At 49.5% G+C, this 16,055-nt stretch carries 15 protein-coding genes and 1 other annotated feature (1 of these 16 only partly in view); of the genes, 4 read left to right on the top strand and 11 right to left on the bottom strand.

Going from position 1 to position 16,055, the window contains the following annotated elements:
- Positions 1-8 precede the first annotated feature (8 nt).
- From B880_RS0106615 to B880_RS24795, 4 genes are all read left to right on the top strand, one after another.
- Positions 9-1,145 (top strand): glycosyltransferase family 4 protein, encoded by a 1,137-nt coding sequence (locus B880_RS0106615; protein ID WP_237760988.1) that lies wholly within the window; start codon positions 9-11, stop codon positions 1,143-1,145.
- 214 nt (positions 1,146-1,359) lie between these two features.
- Complete coding sequence (gene gndA / locus B880_RS0106610) at positions 1,360-2,778, top strand: NADP-dependent phosphogluconate dehydrogenase (protein WP_017346598.1); 1,419 nt, start codon at positions 1,360-1,362, stop codon at positions 2,776-2,778.
- Positions 2,779-3,249: 471 nt separating this feature from the next.
- Entirely contained in the window at positions 3,250-4,602 is a 1,353-nt protein-coding gene (locus B880_RS0106605; RefSeq protein WP_017346597.1) for a glycosyltransferase family 2 protein, read from the top strand.
- Positions 4,603-4,651: 49 nt separating this feature from the next.
- Positions 4,652-6,061 (top strand): glycosyltransferase family 2 protein, encoded by a 1,410-nt coding sequence (locus B880_RS24795; RefSeq protein ID WP_017346596.1) that lies wholly within the window; start codon positions 4,652-4,654, stop codon positions 6,059-6,061.
- Between the two features lie 83 nt (positions 6,062-6,144).
- Here the strand turns inward: B880_RS24795 and B880_RS0106595 are convergent, their stop codons facing one another.
- From B880_RS0106595 to hisG, 11 genes are all read right to left on the bottom strand, one after another.
- Positions 6,145-7,260 (bottom strand): succinylglutamate desuccinylase/aspartoacylase family protein, encoded by a 1,116-nt coding sequence (locus tag B880_RS0106595; protein ID WP_017346595.1) that lies wholly within the window; start codon positions 7,258-7,260, stop codon positions 6,145-6,147.
- Between the two features lie 111 nt (positions 7,261-7,371).
- Positions 7,372-8,169, bottom strand: coding sequence for an ABC transporter substrate-binding protein (locus B880_RS0106590; protein WP_026042460.1), 798 nt, complete (start codon positions 8,167-8,169; stop codon positions 7,372-7,374).
- A gap of 67 nt (positions 8,170-8,236) precedes the next feature.
- Positions 8,237-8,713 carry a YbaK/prolyl-tRNA synthetase associated domain-containing protein gene (locus tag B880_RS0106585; RefSeq protein ID WP_017346593.1) on the bottom strand — a complete coding sequence of 159 codons (477 nt, stop codon included), beginning with the start codon at positions 8,711-8,713 and terminating at the stop codon, positions 8,237-8,239.
- Between the two features lie 160 nt (positions 8,714-8,873).
- Complete coding sequence (hisIE, locus tag B880_RS0106580) at positions 8,874-9,485, bottom strand: bifunctional phosphoribosyl-AMP cyclohydrolase/phosphoribosyl-ATP diphosphatase HisIE (RefSeq protein WP_017346592.1); 612 nt, start codon at positions 9,483-9,485, stop codon at positions 8,874-8,876.
- Entirely contained in the window at positions 9,479-10,255 is a 777-nt protein-coding gene (gene hisF, locus B880_RS0106575) for an imidazole glycerol phosphate synthase subunit HisF (protein WP_017346591.1), read from the bottom strand. Before hisF ends, hisIE begins: the two co-directional genes overlap by 7 nt.
- The gene (gene hisA, locus B880_RS0106570; protein ID WP_017346590.1) at positions 10,237-10,974 is read right to left on the bottom strand and encodes a 1-(5-phosphoribosyl)-5-[(5-phosphoribosylamino)methylideneamino]imidazole-4-carboxamide isomerase; all 738 of its coding nucleotides are present in this window, start codon (positions 10,972-10,974) and stop codon (positions 10,237-10,239) included. The genes hisF and hisA overlap by 19 nt, the downstream gene beginning before the upstream one ends.
- Positions 10,974-11,564: an imidazole glycerol phosphate synthase subunit HisH gene (gene hisH / locus B880_RS0106565; protein WP_017346589.1), complete on the bottom strand. Its 591-nt coding sequence runs from the start codon at positions 11,562-11,564 to the stop codon at positions 10,974-10,976. Before hisH ends, hisA begins: the two co-directional genes overlap by 1 nt.
- The gene (gene hisB / locus B880_RS0106560; protein ID WP_017346588.1) at positions 11,564-12,631 is read right to left on the bottom strand and encodes a bifunctional histidinol-phosphatase/imidazoleglycerol-phosphate dehydratase HisB; all 1,068 of its coding nucleotides are present in this window, start codon (positions 12,629-12,631) and stop codon (positions 11,564-11,566) included. The genes hisH and hisB overlap by 1 nt, the downstream gene beginning before the upstream one ends.
- The gene (hisC, locus tag B880_RS0106555; RefSeq protein WP_017346587.1) at positions 12,628-13,704 is read right to left on the bottom strand and encodes a histidinol-phosphate transaminase; all 1,077 of its coding nucleotides are present in this window, start codon (positions 13,702-13,704) and stop codon (positions 12,628-12,630) included. The genes hisB and hisC overlap by 4 nt, the downstream gene beginning before the upstream one ends.
- Positions 13,701-15,008 (bottom strand): histidinol dehydrogenase, encoded by a 1,308-nt coding sequence (gene hisD / locus B880_RS0106550; protein WP_017346586.1) that lies wholly within the window; start codon positions 15,006-15,008, stop codon positions 13,701-13,703. The genes hisC and hisD overlap by 4 nt, the downstream gene beginning before the upstream one ends.
- 3 nt (positions 15,009-15,011) lie before the next feature.
- Positions 15,012-15,911, bottom strand: a complete 900-nt coding sequence (hisG, locus tag B880_RS0106545; protein ID WP_017346585.1) for an ATP phosphoribosyltransferase — start codon at positions 15,909-15,911, stop codon at positions 15,012-15,014.
- A 56-nt stretch (positions 15,912-15,967) separates the two neighbouring features.
- Positions 15,968-16,055: a sequence feature (His leader region), on the bottom strand (it continues 34 nt past the right edge of the window).

The raw sequence follows: 16,055 nt of genomic DNA, 5'->3' as shown, positions 1-16,055 counted from the left end.
GGAAGCCATTGAATCGAGCAATGCAAAAACTTTGTTACTTTATTAATTCTGATTGGTACTTTTTATTACACTGGAAAGAGCGTGCAATAGCCGCAATCGATAGTGGCTATGAAGTGCATTTGATTTGTAATGTTACAGATCAAAAAAATAAGGAGAAATTAGAGGCTTTAGGCCTGACTGTTCATGATTCTAAAATGTCTGAGCAATCAACTAATCCCTTGGTTTTTGTTAAAGATATATACTCCGCCATTAGGATAATAGCTAAAATAAACCCTTCTATTATGCACTGCATAACGATCAAGGCCTGTCTTATTGGTGGGGTTTTTGCAAAAATAAAAAATATAAAGTTAGTGTTGAGTTTTGTAGGGTTGGGCCGGGTTTTTTCATCTGATAATATGAAGTATCTAATTATCAGGAGACTGGTGGCCTCACTTTACAGGTGGATCGCAAAAAGAGAAGGTGTCTTTTTTGTCTTTGAACATCATGTTGATCGCGATGTGATAGCCAGGCTTACAGGCGTAGAATTAAGTAAAACTGCGATCATCAATGGTGCTGGTGTAGATACTCAATATTACTTATATAAAGAAGAACCAGAAAATAAAATTCCGGTTGTGCTTTTTGCTAGTAGGCTGATTTGGAGCAAAGGATTACAAGATCTTATAGAAGTGAAAAAAACTTTAGAGAGTGAAGGTTGTTACTTTGTATTAAAGGTTGCTGGTATCGTTACAAAAGATGATCCTGATGCCATGCCAGATGAAATGATCAGTAAATGGCATAATGAGGGTTACATTGATTGGATGGGGCAAAGTGATAATGTTAAGCTTCTCATTGAGGATGCTAATATCGTTGCATTGCCGTCTACTTATGCTGAAGGCGTACCCAGAATCCTCATTGAAGCGGCATCCGTTGGGCGTGCCTCTATTGCATACGATACAGGTGGATGCTCCAGCATTATTTTAAATAACAAAACAGGTTATATTGTCGCCCGAAAAGATATTAATGATTTAACAAAGAAAGTAAAAATGCTTTTAGAAAACCCTGCATTGAGACAACGTTTTGGTCATTGTGCAAGAGAAGGTGTCGTCAAGGGGTTTTGCTCTAGTAGCGTTATTCAACTCACATTAAAAATTTATTCCTCGTTGTGAATCCATTTGAGTACTGTTGCGATTAATAACCACAGTAATTTGAGTGTTAACTTGATAGTCACTTCGTCTAAATTCTGACTGATATTAAGGGTATGTGTGAGTTCGTGCTCAGCACAATTAATAACTTTTGTGTTACCGGTAACTTGATGTAAGATGTGGAACCAACTCATTCTGAACAAATTGTATACGTCTTTTTAACAGACAGGAGTATGTAATGTCTAAGCAACAGATCGGCGTTGTGGGTATGGCTGTCATGGGTCGTAATCTGGCCTTGAACATTGAGAGCCGTGGTTACACAGTTTCTATTTTCAACCGTTCACGCGAAAAGACTGATGAAGTTATCGCCGAAAATCAGGGCAAACAGCTTGCTCCATACTACACAGTGGAAGAGTTCGTAGAATCGCTGGAAAAGCCTCGTCGTATTCTGTTGATGGTACAGGCGGGTGAAGCTACGGATAAGACGATTGCTTCTCTGACACCACACCTCGACAAAGGTGACATCCTGATCGATGGCGGTAACACCTTCTATAAAGACACGATTCGTCGTAACAAAGAACTGTCTGATCAGGGCTTCAACTTTATCGGTACCGGCGTTTCCGGTGGTGAAGAGGGCGCACTGAAAGGCCCATCTATCATGCCTGGCGGCCAGAAAGAAGCTTACGAGCTGGTAGCCCCAATCCTGCACAAAATTGCGGCAGTAGCGGATGAAGATGGTGAGCCGTGTGTTGCTTACGTAGGTCCGGATGGTGCGGGTCACTACGTGAAAATGGTTCACAACGGTATCGAGTACGGCGATATGCAGCTGATTGCAGAAGCTTACTCACTGCTGAAAGGCGCGTTGAACCTGAACAACGAAGAGCTGGCAGCGACTTTCACTGAGTGGAATAACGGCGAGCTGAGCAGCTACCTGATCGACATCACCAAAGACATCTTCACTAAAAAAGATGAAGACGGTAAATACCTGGTTGATGTGATTCTGGACGAAGCGGCAAACAAAGGTACCGGTAAATGGACCAGCCAGAGCTCACTGGATCTCGGCGAGCCACTGTCTCTGATCACTGAATCTGTGTTCGCACGTTACCTCTCTTCTCTGAAAACCCAGCGTGTTGCCGCTTCTAAAGTGCTGACCGGTCCAAAACCGAAAACCGTTGAAGGTGATAAGGCTGAGTTCTCTGAGAAAGTACGTCGCGCCCTGTACCTGGGTAAACTGGTTTCTTATGCTCAGGGCTTCTCTCAGCTGCGCGCTGCGTCTGAAGAGAACAACTGGGATCTGAACTACGGCGAAATCGCGAAGATCTTCCGTGCTGGTTGCATCATCCGCGCTCAGTTCCTGCAGAAAATCACCGATGCTTACGCAGAAAACGCGGACATCGCTAACCTGCTGCTGGCACCGTACTTCAAAAATATCGCTGACGAATACCAGCAGGCACTGCGTGATGTAGTGGCTTACGCGGTACAGAACGGTATTCCTACTCCAACCTTCTCAGCAGCCATCGCTTACTACGACAGCTACCGTTCAGAAGTGCTGCCAGCCAACCTGATTCAGGCGCAGCGCGACTACTTCGGTGCGCACACTTACAAGCGTACAGATAAAGACGGTGTGTTCCATACCGAATGGTTAGATATTAAATAATATTTCCATTTTTATTTTTATATACTAAAAGTTCCCTCAATTGAGGGGACTTTTTTATTGCAATTCTGTGGCTATAGCACAGCCCGAAAAGAAGAAGCTCTCTTATATTTATGGTCTTAGAGAAATGTCAATTTTTAATTATAATTTTTGTTTGCACTGTGTAATTTCAATGCCTTTGTGTTTTTAATTATAATATTGACAGTGAATTGATTGCTATTCATATTTCCAATTAACAATAAAGATGATTTTCAGGTGAAATCTTATTTCCTCTATCTATATCAGGCGTTACGATAATCTCAAGCATGACATGTTACATGCACGCTAGTCATGATGAGGTTATGATGTTGATGATCTAAATAGCGGGTTGGCCTGTAAAATATTTTTAGCAGGGCTATTGCATCATCACATCTATATTCTCTCTGTATGGCTTTAAATTGCTACAGTTATAATATTAAAGATGAGGTAATGTGAGTGAAACCTATAATATCAATAATTGTCACTTCATACAATATTGAAAAATATATATCTGCATGTCTTGATGGTCTCATTAATCAAACCATTACTGATATTGAAATCATTATTGTAGATGATGGATCAACAGACAGAACTCCAGAAATAATTGCAGAATATGCCAGAACTGATAAGCGTATTATTCCCGTTTTAAATAAAGAAAACTCCATAGGCGGCGTGGCAACTCCAGCAAATGTTGGGATTGGCCTAGCTAAAGGTAAGTATATAGGTTTTGCTGATGGCGATGATCTTTACGATCCGGGAATGTTTCAGGCGTTATATTTAGCAGCTGAAAGAAATGATGCTAGCATGTCTATTTGTGCCTATAAGGAAATGTCAGGCGAGCTCAATGAATTAAAGGCACCTTTCGATCCGGCCTGGGAAGTTATAAAAGAATTGGGCTGTATAGATACAACTACAGTAGAGTCAAAAAAGAAAGTTTTAGAACTGCAACCTGTTCCTTGGCGTAAATTATATAAGGCATCATTGCTTAAAGACAACGAGATTTTATTTCCTGTTGGCCCTTGTTTTTTTGAAGATAATGGTTTCCATTGGTTTACAACGTTGTCTGGCACTAAGGTAGCCATTGTTAATGAAACCTTGTGCTTCCACAGAAAAAATCGTGTTGGCCAATCTACAGCATCAGATGGAAATAGATTGCTGGGCGTTTTCCATCAGCATTCAGTCATCTGGCGTTTTTTATCCGAGAAAAACTTACTCGCAGAGTATAGAGATTATTCTCTTAACTGGCTGGGAGTACATTTATCCTGGGTTCAGCAAGTTATTTCACCCACTTACTCCGATGAGTTTTACAAAACTCTCGTCCCTCATTTCGACTTATATACTCATTCTGAAATTCGTCATCATTTGAGTAATAAATATTACGATCGCAAATCTGTAGAGTTGATTGTGAGTGTCTTAAGAAAAGATTGTTCTTTCTTCTGCGAAATAATGAATGGAAAGGTATCGACATCTTATGCAGAGAAAGTGAAGTTTAATTTATTCAAACTGGGCCCGTGCTCTTTCATCTGTATGGTCTTCAGAGTGATGAAGGCAAAGTTAGTTCCCGCAAAAAAAATTAATAATGACAGTGCTGTTAATGAGCTTGTTTTGTCTAATTTAAATGATATCCAGGAACAGCTCAGTGAGTTAAGGTGTGATTTGAATTTAGTAAATTCAAAAATAGCACAATTAGAAATCTCCTGCATTAATAACAACGCTGATGTTAATCATAGTCTTTTGGCAGTTGGGCATAAAATCTCTGAGGTTGAGCGATTAATAGAAAATAAGCTTTCAATTAAAATTAAGACATAATTTTAAAAATATTATAATCATAATGTATAATTATTTGAGGTGACTTTTTATGGTAGAACAAAGTATTATGCATAAAATATCTGTCGTTATGCCTGTTCACAATGCGGAGGGCTATTTTAAAACTGTACTGGAAAGCGTTTTAAATCAAACTCTACCCGATTTTGAACTCATCATCATTGATGACTGCTCTACTGATAGTACCGTTGATCTTATTGAAAGTTATATCGTTCAAGACAGCAGAATAAAAATAATTAAAATGACGGATAATCTTGGTGCTGGAGCATCAAGAAACATTGGAATTGAACATGCGACTGGAAAATACATTATTTTTCTGGATGACGATGATGTGATTGAAAGCAACATGTTTGAACTGTTATTTTCCACCTCTGAATCTCTGGAACTTGATGTTCTCTGTTTCCGTACTCATTTTATTGACTATAACACTCAAAAAGTCACTGAAACCCCATGGACAATAAGAAGTGATCTTTTGCCGCCACAAACGGTATTTAGTGGCAGGGATATTAAATCTGATTTCTTTAGGGCTTTTATATGGTGGCCATGGGACAAGCTTTTTAAGCGAGATTTTATTGTTTCCACTGGAGTAATGTTTCAGGAAATTAGGACGAGTAACGATCTCGCTTTTACAGCAACACAAGTTTTACTTGCTGGGAAAATAAGTGTTCTTGACCAGGTTCTGATAAGCCACACCGTTGCAAGAAATGGATCGCTGGAAAATTCGAGAAATAGTTCCTATGCCTGTGCAATAGATGCATTGAAGCAATTAAAGAAAAACCTGGAAGATGCAGGTCTTTTTACTGAGAAACGTTGCGATTATGTCAGCTACTGTGTTTCATTCCTTGAATGGAATGCTAATACGCTGCATGGTGATTCTTACTTTAATTTCTATTCATTGTGCAAAGCGTTCCTGGAATCCTTGGAAATTAAAGATAGCGAACTGATTGAACCTAATCTAGTGCATATCTATCATGATTTGATAACTTTGAACTCAATAGATTATTTATTTAAACTTAAAGGTGATTTGCAACGAAACTTAAATTATGCCAATGGGGAAATTGAGGCGTTGCGGTTTATTGAAAACAAGTTTAATGAAGTGCAGAGATCAAGTGAAGGCTTGAGTAAGCAGCTCCAGGAAGCCAGAGAAAAATACAGTGTCTTTGAAGAGCTATTGTCTAATCTTACGGATGAGCTTTCTTTTAAAAGACGAGAGTTATTTAGTCATGAAAACTCGACTCCAACTTCTTCTGATGTAAGTCATCTTTTTTCTCAAGAGAGCGATTTTGACAATGTTTTAAATGAAAAAGAGCTCCATGTATCTGAAGTTGATAAGGGTTATTTTAAACATTTAAAAGAAGAGTTTAAAAACATGCTGAGAATTTTAGCAATTTACAGAGAAAGAGTAAGTTATCTGGAGCAAAAGATTAATAATAAAAGGCACTGATTTTTTATAATTGAAGCCGCTATTACTGTCAGTACTAGCGGCTTACAATAAAGAGATATATTCTTTAATTTAATCTGCTGTATTTACTCCACCAACAAAGCCCCGCTCCGCCCGGCATTTTCCCCCGCCAGACGCACGGCCAGCATCCCGGTCGTAACAAACTTCATCAGATTACGTGCATACAGAATCCCGCCATATTGCGCAATCAGCGGTGTGACCTGATCGGTAATCGGATCGACAATTTCAGCCACCACTTCACCTGCCTTGATCCACTCACCCAAAGCCCGGCGATTCAATAACAGCCCTGAATGCGGCGCGTGAATATATTCGCACCCAGCCAATTCGGTGGCGGGGTTCAGCAGAGCAGGGGATTCACCCACATCACCTTCGATATACCCGCCTTCAGTCAGCGCGTTGATAATCGCATCCGCGTCTTTCTCCGCCTGCTCGGGTGCTACATCCGCCACACCACGTAATTCCAGAGTGACCGGCAGCAAACCGCGCGGCATCGGGAATTTCCGGGAGAACTTTTCCGCCAGCGTGACCCAGGGTTCGCAGCAGGCTTCATCAAACGGCTCGCCGCCGGAGATCTGTGCCAGCAGTTGCACTTCACTACCCAACCAGCGTGCCAGCGGTTCAATCTCTTGCCACGCATGGGGTGTGGTGTACAGGTGTGGGAGCGCGTCCCAGTCGCAGTGCAGATCGATCATTAAGTCGGCCTGGCTTGCCATGCGCATCAGCGTATAGCGCTGCGAATCAAGTTCATTTTTGGCAATCCGATCTCGATAGTGGCGGTCAATGGCCTCGCGGATAATACGCTTATTTTCATATTCGCTCTGCGTAAGAATATCCGCTAACTCGGCGGCCAGCGTTTCACCCAAGGCCGGGAAACGGCGGTTAAAATCCTGGCCGGTTTGGGTATGAAAGCGCCCGAGTTGCGTACCGTGCCAGTGCTGGCTTAACGCCAACGGATTAGCAACGGGGACCAGGGTAATTTTGGCCTTGAGTTGTCCAGCGGATTCCAGCGCTAACAGTTTGTGTTTTAAGTACCACGCGACAGCCATACCCGGCAGCTCGTCTCCGTGCAGCGCGGCCTGAATATAGACGCGCTGATGCGAGTCCGTGCCGAAGTGGAAGCTGACAATTTCACGCTGAGTACCCAGTGAAGCACTCAACAGAGGATGATGTTGTTGTTGCATAACGCGGTCATGTCCTGTGCGCTACGGGTAAAAAAAGCCCGTACAAAGAATTTGATGAGTCAAATTATAGTGCTGATGCGGAAAAGGGCGGCAAAAATGCCGCCCGAAGCATTACTTCTGAATGGAAATATCGGTGGCGAAATATTTTTTCTGAATTTTATCAAAGGTGCCGTTTTTGCTGATTTCTGCGAAGGCGTTATCCAGCGCAGTTTTCAATTCTGTGTCGCCTTTACGCAGGCCAATGGCCGTGCCTGGGCCGATGATAGGATCTTCCACCATCGGACCGGCCAGCTCAAAGGCCTGACCTTGTGGCTGCTTTAGGAAGCCAATTGCCGCTTGTGCAGCGTCGGTGAACACGGCATCAAGACGGCCAGAGACTAAATCCGTTTCAACCTGTGCCTGATCGCCGTAAGGAACAACATTCACACCGTGCGGCTGCCATTTTGCCAGCGCATAACGCTCTTGTACGGTGCCTTGCTCAACACCCACCGTTTTACCTTTCAGCGATTCTGCGGTTGGCAGCAGGCCGGAGCCTTTACGGGCAATCAGCTGGGTTTTGGTGTCATACAGTGGCACGGTGAAGTCGATCTGCTTCAGGCGCTCTTCGGTAATGCCCATGTCCGACAGAATGCCGTCGAATTTACGCGCTTTCAGTGCCGGGATCATGCCGTCGAACTGGCTCTCAACCCAGACGCATTTGGCCTGGATCTGCGCACAGAGTGCATTGCCGAGGTCGATATCAAAACCGACCAGCTTGCCCTGTGGCGTCTTTGATTCAAAAGGAGGATAAGTGGGATCAACCGCGAAGCGAATCTGTTCAATTTTTGCCTGTGCCGTAAACGCACAACCCGCCAGCAGTGCCAGCGTCACCGTTTTCGCGATACGCGAAGAGAGGAATTTCATTGCCATAATTATAGATCTACTTATTTCGTGATGTTGAATAACGAAGAGTAGCGATATGCGCGGCTATTGGCAATTACAGGATTAAACTCGCCACTTCACCGCCAAAAATCGCCTGATAATCCTGCGTATTCAGTATCACAGACCGTTCCAGCAGACCGGCGTTAAAGGCAATTTCGTCGAAGCGGGTAAACAGCAGTGGATCAACCACCAGTTTTAAATCTGGATGAAAGCTAAAAGGCGGAATTGCGCCAAATACGCAGCCGGTCAGCAGGTCCACTTCTGCCGGACTTGCCAGCGAAGCGCGACGGCCACCCACGGCGAAGGCGACTTTGGTGAGATCCGCCTGGCAATCCGCGGGCAGCACCGCCAACACATGTTGCTTGATGCCGTTACCTTTCACGTGACACACCAGCGCTTTGGCCCCCTGGCCTACCGCCGTACCACGAATGGCCGCAACGGCTTCGCATTTGCCGGTGGCTTCATGTTCCATCAGCTGGTAGCGGGCATTATTCGCCTGGAGCAGCGCGAGCAGTTTTTCATGGGTTGTCATGGGGATGTTCCTTGTTGGCGATTCTGCTGAACAGGGCGGCGAGTTGCAGTGAATTTCGCACAGTATTCTTCATCCATGTTTACCCGGATGATGCCGATTTTGAGAAGTATACTGCTCAAAATTCGCCATCTCTGACGATTTTGAGCAGCATGTTGCACAATTACTTGTGGCGGGCGCGCAGGTTATTGATGATGGTGCTGAAGTCGAGGTCCTGATCCTGCAACAGCACCAGCAGGTGGTACAGCAGATCGGACGCTTCGTTGGTCAGTTCATGGCGATCGTTAACCGTGGCGGCCAGTGCGGTTTCCACACCTTCTTCACCCACTTTCTGTGCGATGCGCTTGGTGCCGCTGGCGTACAGTTTAGCGGTATAAGAACTGGCCGGATCGGCACTTTTCCGTGATGCCAGTAACTGCTCCAGCTGATGCAGGAACACCCAGTCTGGTGCAGCAGGTGAGAAGCAGCTTGAGGTGCCAAGGTGGCAGGTCGGCCCGATTGGGTTAGCCAGAATCAGCAGGGTGTCGTTATCGCAGTCTGGGGTAATGCTGGCAACTTGCAGGAAGTGACCGGAGGTTTCCCCTTTGGTCCACAGACGGTTTTTCGTGCGCGAGAAGAAGGTGACGTTGCCTTCCGCCAGTGTCTTTTGCAGGGCTTCTTCATTCATATAACCGTGCATCAACACTTCGCCAGAGACGTTGTGCTGAACGATAACAGGCATCATGCCTGCGGTTTTGGCCCAATCCAGCTTAGCCAGTTGTTCTGCTGTTAACACGCGCGAATCTCCACACCGTTGTCGATCAGGAAGTTTTTCAACTCGCCGATATTGATAATTTGTTTGTGAAACACCGAGGCGGCCAGTGCGCCATCGACGTTGGCTTGCTCGAAAGCGTCGAGGAAGTGCGGCATGGTTCCGGCACCGCCAGAGGCGATCAGGGGCACTTTGCACACGTCGCGGACTTTCTTCAACTGGACCAGATCGTAGCCGTTGCGCACGCCGTCCTGGTTCATCATATTCAGTACGATCTCGCCTGCGCCACGCTTCTGGACTTCCTGCACCCAGTCGAGGGTTTCCCACTGCGTTACACGCGTGCGAGACTCATCGCCGGTATACTGGTTGACGTGATATTTACCGGTAGCTTCATCAAACCAGGTATCGATACCCACCACAATGCACTGCACGCCAAAACGGTCGGCGAGGCGGGTGATTAGCTCGGGGTCGGCCAGCGCAGGCGAGTTGATGGAGATCTTATCCGCACCAAATTGCAGAATGCGCGCAGCATCTTCCGGCGTTTTGATCCCACCGGCGACGCAGAAAGGAATGTCGATCACTTCTGCTACGCGAGAGACCCAGCTCTTATCAACCACACGGCCATCGGAAGAGGCGGTGATATCATAGAACACCAGCTCATCAGCCCCTTCCTGCGCATAGCGCTGAGCCAGTGGGACGATATCGCCAATGATTTCGTGGTTGCGGAACTGAACGCCTTTCACCACCTGACCATCACGTACGTCAAGGCAGGGGATTATCCGTTTTGCCAGCATGCGATTGCCTCCGAAACTGTGAATTTATCTTCCAGCAGTGCGCGACCGACAATCACACCCTGCACGCCGCTGCCGCGCAGCGCCGCGATATCATCCAATGCGCCAATGCCGCCAGAAGACTGGAAAGCAATGTCAGGATAACGGGCGGTGACTTCCTGATACAGCGCAACGTTAGAACCGCTCAGGGTGCCGTCACGTGAAATATCCGTGCACAGCACGTGTTTCAGGCCTACCGGCTGGAACTGTTCAATCACCTGCTCCAGCGTCACACCCGCCGCTTCCTGCCAGCCGCTGATGGCTACTTCTTTGCGGTTGTTAGCGTCAATACGTACGTCGAGTGCCAGCACAATCGCCTCGGCACCAAACTCACGGAACCACGCCTGAACTTCTTCCGGCTGTTTCACCGCCGTTGAGCCCACCACGACACGGCTTGCGCCCGCGTCCAGTAACGCTTTCACATCTTCGCGAGTGCGGATCCCGCCACCCACTTGCACAATCGCCTCAACCCCGTTTAACAGGGTTTTCAACAGTGGGATCTGGCGCTTAGCCGGATCTTTCGCGCCGGTAAGGTCGACCAGGTGCAGAACCTGAGCACCCTGACGTTCGTAATCCTGCAGGCGCGGCAGGGGATCGCTACCATAGTCACGCTGCTGACCGTAATCGCCCTGATGCAAACGCACCACGGTGCCATCAATTAAATCTAATGCCGGGATAATCATTACATCTCCAGGAAATTTTTCAGCAACTGGGCGCCCGCTTTGCCAGAGCGCTCCGGGTGGAACTGTACGCCAAAGAAGTTATCTTTTTGCACCGCCGCGGTGAACGGCTGGCCGTAATCACACTGGGCGATGGTGCTGGCGTTAACCGGCATCGCGTAGCTGTGGACGAAGTAGAAGTAGCTGCCATCGGGAATATCGCGGAACAGATGATGACCCGCCTGCGCGGTGATCTGGTTCCAGCCCATGTGTGGCAGTGGCAGACCCCTGGTGTCCATCAGTCCAACCGAGGCATCCACCAGACCCAGCGTTTCAATTCCGCCGCTCTCTTCGCTGCCTTTACCCAGCAGTTGCATACCGAGGCAGATACCCAACACCGGTTGGGTACAGGCTTTTACCAGTTCGATCAGGTCGCGTTCTTTCAACTGGTCCATCGCCGCCTGTGCGGTGCCGACCCCAGGAAGAAACAGCTTGCTGGCGCGCAGGACCACATCGGGATCGCGGCTCACTTCTGGCGTGTAACCCAGTCGCTCAATCGCCCACTTCACCGAAGAGAGGTTGGCGCAACCGGTATCGAGAATGACGACGCTCATTACAGCACTCCTTTCGAACTCGGCAGGGTGTTGCCCTGAACGCGAATCGCCTGACGCAGCGTGCGGCCAAAGGCTTTAAACAGGCTTTCAACGCGATGATGGTCGTTCTTACCTTTGGTTTTCAGGTGCAGCGTACTCATCATGGCGTAGGAGAGGGAGCTGAAGAAGTGCTCCACCATCTCGGTGCTGAGATCGCCTACGCGCTGGTAGCTGAACTCGGCTTTGAATTCGATGTGTGGACGTCCGGAAATATCCAGCGCACAGCGTGCCAGGCACTCATCCATTGGCAGGACAAAGCCAAAGCGACCAATACCGCGCTTGTCGCCCAGCGCTTTCAGCAGCGCTTCGCCCAGTGCCAGACCGGTATCTTCCACCGTGTGGTGATCGTCGATGTAGAGATCGCCTTTCACATCAATGTTCATGCGGAAGCCGCCATGTACCGCGATCTGATCCAGCATGTGGTCAAAGAAGCCGACGCCGGTGTTGATTTTGCTGCCGCCTTCGCGGTCCAGCCACACTTCAACTTTAATCTGCGTCTCTTTGGTGTTGCGATTGACCAGCGCATAGCGGTCGCGCTTGGTCAGGCGATCTTCAATCGCTTTCCAGTCCAGACCTTCGGCACCGTAGCGCAGGCCCTGAATCGCCATATTCTCTGCCAGTTGGATGTCCGTCAGGCGATCGCCAATCACATAGCTGTTGGCGACATCGATTGCGCCTTCTGCCAGCCAGGCTTCCACCATTTTGGTTTTTGGCTTACGGCAGTCGCAGTTGTCTTCGGGTTTGTGCGGGCAGATCAGAATGTCATCAAACTGAATGCCCTGCGAGGTGAGGATCTGCATCATCAGGTCGTGCGGGCCATCAAAGTCAGCCTGCGGGAAACTGTCGGTGCCAAGGCCATCCTGATTGGTGATCATCACCAGACGGTAGCCAGCGCCTTGCAGCGCCAGCAGGGCCGGGATCACGCCGGTTTCGAAGGCCAGCTTGTCCATGCGGTCAACCTGGAAGTCACTCGGTGGCTCAGAGATGATGGTGCCATCGCGGTCGATAAAAAGGGTCTTCTGACTCATGCTTGCTCCAGAGATAATGCTTGCAGTGCAGCGATCAGGCGCTCGCACTCATTACGGGTGCCGATGGAAATGCGCAGGCATCCCGCAAGGCCAGGGTTTTTGTTTTGATCACGCAGAATAATGCCTTGATCCCACAGCGCTTTAAACACCTTTGGCGAATCGCTGAAACGCACCAGAATGTAGTTGGTTTCGCTTGGGAACACCTGTTGCACGACATTCAACTGCGGCAGTTGTTCGAACAGCCATGCGCGGTTGGCGTTGAGCTCAGCAACATGCTGGCGCATCAGGGCAATGCCTTCATCGCTCAGTGCCTGTCCTGCGACATCCGCCACCGGTGTGGCCAGCGGGTAAGGGGCGATCACTTTCATTAATAGGTCGATCACCGGCTTGTTGGCGAGGGTGAAGCCACAACGCAGGCCAGCCAGGGCAAAGGCTTTCGACAAGGTGCGCAGGATAACCAGGTGCGGATACTCTTGCAGCCAGCCGGCCAGGGTCGCTTCCGGGCAGAACTCGATATAGGCTTCATCGGCGACTAACAGCGCTTTTCCAGCGGTCATCTCCAGCAGCTTGCGAATATCATCCTGATTAATCAGGTTGCCGGTTGGGTTGTTTGGGCTGCACATGTAGACCACTTTCACGCCATCCAGCTGGTCGGCAATGGCAGGCAGATTCAGCTGCCAGCCGTCCAGAGCCGGAACGGTGCGATACTCAATGCCGATGGTTTCTGCGCTGACGCTGTACATGCCGTAGGTTGGGGGGCAGAACAGGATCGCGTCTTTACCTGGCTCGCAGAAAGCACGCATCAACAGCTCAATACCTTCATCCGCACCACGGCTGACTAACACCTGCTCCGGGGTTAAACCGGCATAGGCGGCGTAGCGCTCAATCACCCGCTTCGGCTGGCACTCAGGGTAGCGATTTAGCGTTTGCTGCGACAGCTCAAACGGCACTGGCAATGGGAACTCGTTGGCATTCAGCCACACGTCACCGTTACCGCCGAGACGACGGGCGGACTGATAGGGCGTCAGGGCACGCACGTTGGCGCGGGCTAACTCTTCAATCTTCTGGCTCATGCTTGCTCCTTCAGTGCAGCAACACGCAGGGTAACGGCATTTTTGTGGGCATCCAGACGTTCGGCAGCAGCCAGAATCTCAATGGTGCGCGCGAGGTTGCTAAAGCCCTGTGGCGACAGCTCCTGCACGGTCATGCGCTTCTGGAAATCAGCCAGACCCAGGCTGGAACAGGTTGAGGTGTAGCCGTAAGTCGGCAGCACGTGGTTGGTGCCAGAGGCATAATCGCCAGCAGACTCCGGTGACCAGTCGCCAAGGAACACCGAACCGGCGCTGGTGATAGCCTCCACCAGATCGCGTGGTTGACGGGTCTGAATAATCAGGTGCTCCGGGCCATACTGATTGGAGATAGCGACACACTCATCCAGATCGGCCGCGACAATCAGGCGGCTGCTCTCCAGCGCCTGACGTGCCGTTGCTGCACGCGGCAGGACGGCCAACTGTTCTTCTACGGCTACCACCACTGCATCCGCCAGGCGGCGCGAGGGGGTCAGCAGAATAACCTGCGAATCCGGACCGTGTTCTGCCTGAGAAAGCAGGTCAGAGGCCACAAACGCCGCGTTAGCACCGTCATCGGCAATCACCAGCACTTCAGACGGGCCCGCAGGCATATCGATGGCTGCGCCATCCAGACGCTGGCTGACCTGACGTTTGGCTTCGGTAACATAGGCGTTGCCTGGGCCAAAAATTTTGTCCACTTTTGGCACAGATTCTGTGCCAAAAGCCAGCGCGGCAATCGCCTGAGAGCCGCCCACCTGGAAGACTTCTTTCACGCCGCACAGCTGTGCGGCATACAGAATCTCATCGGCAATCGGCGGGGGTGAACACAGCACCACGCGACCGCATCCGGCGATACGTGCCGGGGTAGCCAGCATCAGTACCGTCGAGAACAGCGGAGCTGAGCCACCAGGAATATATAAGCCTACCGACTGCACCGGACGGGTGATCTGCTGGCAGCGCACGCCGGGCTGGGTTTCGATATCGACCGCAGGCAGGATCTGTGCGTTGTGGAAGGTTTCAATATTGCCGACCGCAACCTGCATCGCCTGTTTCAGTTCATCGCTCAGGCGGGCTGAAGCGGCTTCCATCTGGGCTGCACTGACGCGTAATTCGGTGACTTCCGTTTTATCAAAGCGGGCACTGAGTGCACGTAAGGCATCATCACCTTGCGTCTTCACCTGCTCCAGAACGTCCTGCACCACCGCAGTGATGCTGGCGGAAGCAGAGATCGCCGGGCGTTGCAGCAGCGTTTGCTGCTGTTGTGGGCTGTTTTCAGCCCAGATAACCGGGGTATTGAAGGCGCTCATCGCTTACTCCAGCATCTTTTCAATTGGCAGCACGAGGATGGAGCTGGCACCCAGGGCTTTCAGCTTCTCCATGGTTTCCCAGAACAGGCTTTCGCTGCTCACCATGTGCATGGCGACGCGGCTCTTCTCACCCGCCAACGGCAGTACGGTTGGGCGCTCAGCACCTGGCAGCAGGGCAATCACTTCTTCCAGACGTTCGCTCGGCGCGTGCAGCATGATGTATTTGGATTCACGGGCTTTGATCACGCCCTGAATACGGGTCATCATTTTATCGACGATTTCCTGCTTCGCAGCCGGGAGTTCGCCATCACGCTGAATCAATACCGCTTTGGAACGGTAGATGACTTCCACTTCGCGCAGGCCGTTCGCTTCCAGCGTGGCACCGGTTGACACCAGGTCACAGATGGCATCTGCCAGGCCAGCACGAGGTGCAACTTCTACTGAGCCGTTCAACAGACAAGATTTAAAATTGATGCCTTTTTTGTCGAAGTACTGCTTCAACAGGTGCGGATAAGAGGTTGCGATGCGTGAGTTATTCAGGCACTCAGGGCCGGTGTACTCTTCATCTACTGGCATCGCCAGTGACAGGCGGCAACCGCCGAAATCGAGGCGACGCAGAGTGAAGTAACGCGGGTCTTCGCCCTGTGCGCGACGGTTCAGCAGCTCCTCTTCCAGCACGTTTTCCCCGACAATGCCGAGATCCACCACGCCGTCCATCACCAGGCCTGGAATATCGTCATCACGTACGCGCAGGATGTCGATCGGCATGTTTTCTGCGAAAGCGATCAGACGCTGCTGTTGTAAATTGATTTTGATGCCGCAGCGTGCCAGCAGTTCGCGTGATTCATCACTCAAACGGCCTGATTTCTGCATAGCTATGCGCAAACGGGTGTTATCTAACATGTTGTGCCTGTCCTCTTTTATTATCTTGTCTGTCAATCGTTGGGTTGCGTTCGCCCAAAAAAAAGCCCCCGGAAGATGATCTTCCGGGGGCTCTCTTTGCGCTCGCACCACTGGAAGATCCTAATCGTCTCCCAGCACACATCG

The sequence above is a fragment of the Pantoea sp. A4 genome (genome assembly GCF_000295955.2).
In the GTDB taxonomy this organism is placed as follows: domain Bacteria; phylum Pseudomonadota; class Gammaproteobacteria; order Enterobacterales; family Enterobacteriaceae; genus Pantoea; species Pantoea multigeneris.
The sequence above is the reverse complement of the archived record's forward strand: the minus strand, read 5'-3'. Positions and strand labels throughout refer to the sequence as shown.

What these genes read in the sequence shown, in the direction of transcription:
- hisF (WP_017346591.1), bottom strand. Translation starts at nt 10,255, where the DNA reads ATGCTGGCAAAACGGATAATCCCCTGCCTTGACGTACGTGATGGTCAG.
- hisA (WP_017346590.1), bottom strand. Translation starts at nt 10,974, where the DNA reads ATGATTATCCCGGCATTAGATTTAATTGATGGCACCGTGGTGCGTTTG.
- B880_RS0106585 (WP_017346593.1), bottom strand. Translation starts at nt 8,713, where the DNA reads ATGACAACCCATGAAAAACTGCTCGCGCTGCTCCAGGCGAATAATGCC.
- B880_RS0106595 (WP_017346595.1), bottom strand. Translation starts at nt 7,260, where the DNA reads ATGCAACAACAACATCATCCTCTGTTGAGTGCTTCACTGGGTACTCAG.
- B880_RS24795 (WP_017346596.1), top strand. Translation starts at nt 4,652, where the DNA reads ATGGTAGAACAAAGTATTATGCATAAAATATCTGTCGTTATGCCTGTT.
- B880_RS0106590 (WP_026042460.1), bottom strand. Translation starts at nt 8,169, where the DNA reads ATGGCAATGAAATTCCTCTCTTCGCGTATCGCGAAAACGGTGACGCTG.
- hisH (WP_017346589.1), bottom strand. Translation starts at nt 11,564, where the DNA reads ATGAGCGTCGTCATTCTCGATACCGGTTGCGCCAACCTCTCTTCGGTG.
- hisD (WP_017346586.1), bottom strand. Translation starts at nt 15,008, where the DNA reads ATGAGCGCCTTCAATACCCCGGTTATCTGGGCTGAAAACAGCCCACAA.
- gndA (WP_017346598.1), top strand. Translation starts at nt 1,360, where the DNA reads ATGTCTAAGCAACAGATCGGCGTTGTGGGTATGGCTGTCATGGGTCGT.
- hisB (WP_017346588.1), bottom strand. Translation starts at nt 12,631, where the DNA reads ATGAGTCAGAAGACCCTTTTTATCGACCGCGATGGCACCATCATCTCT.
- hisC (WP_017346587.1), bottom strand. Translation starts at nt 13,704, where the DNA reads ATGAGCCAGAAGATTGAAGAGTTAGCCCGCGCCAACGTGCGTGCCCTG.
- hisG (WP_017346585.1), bottom strand. Translation starts at nt 15,911, where the DNA reads ATGTTAGATAACACCCGTTTGCGCATAGCTATGCAGAAATCAGGCCGT.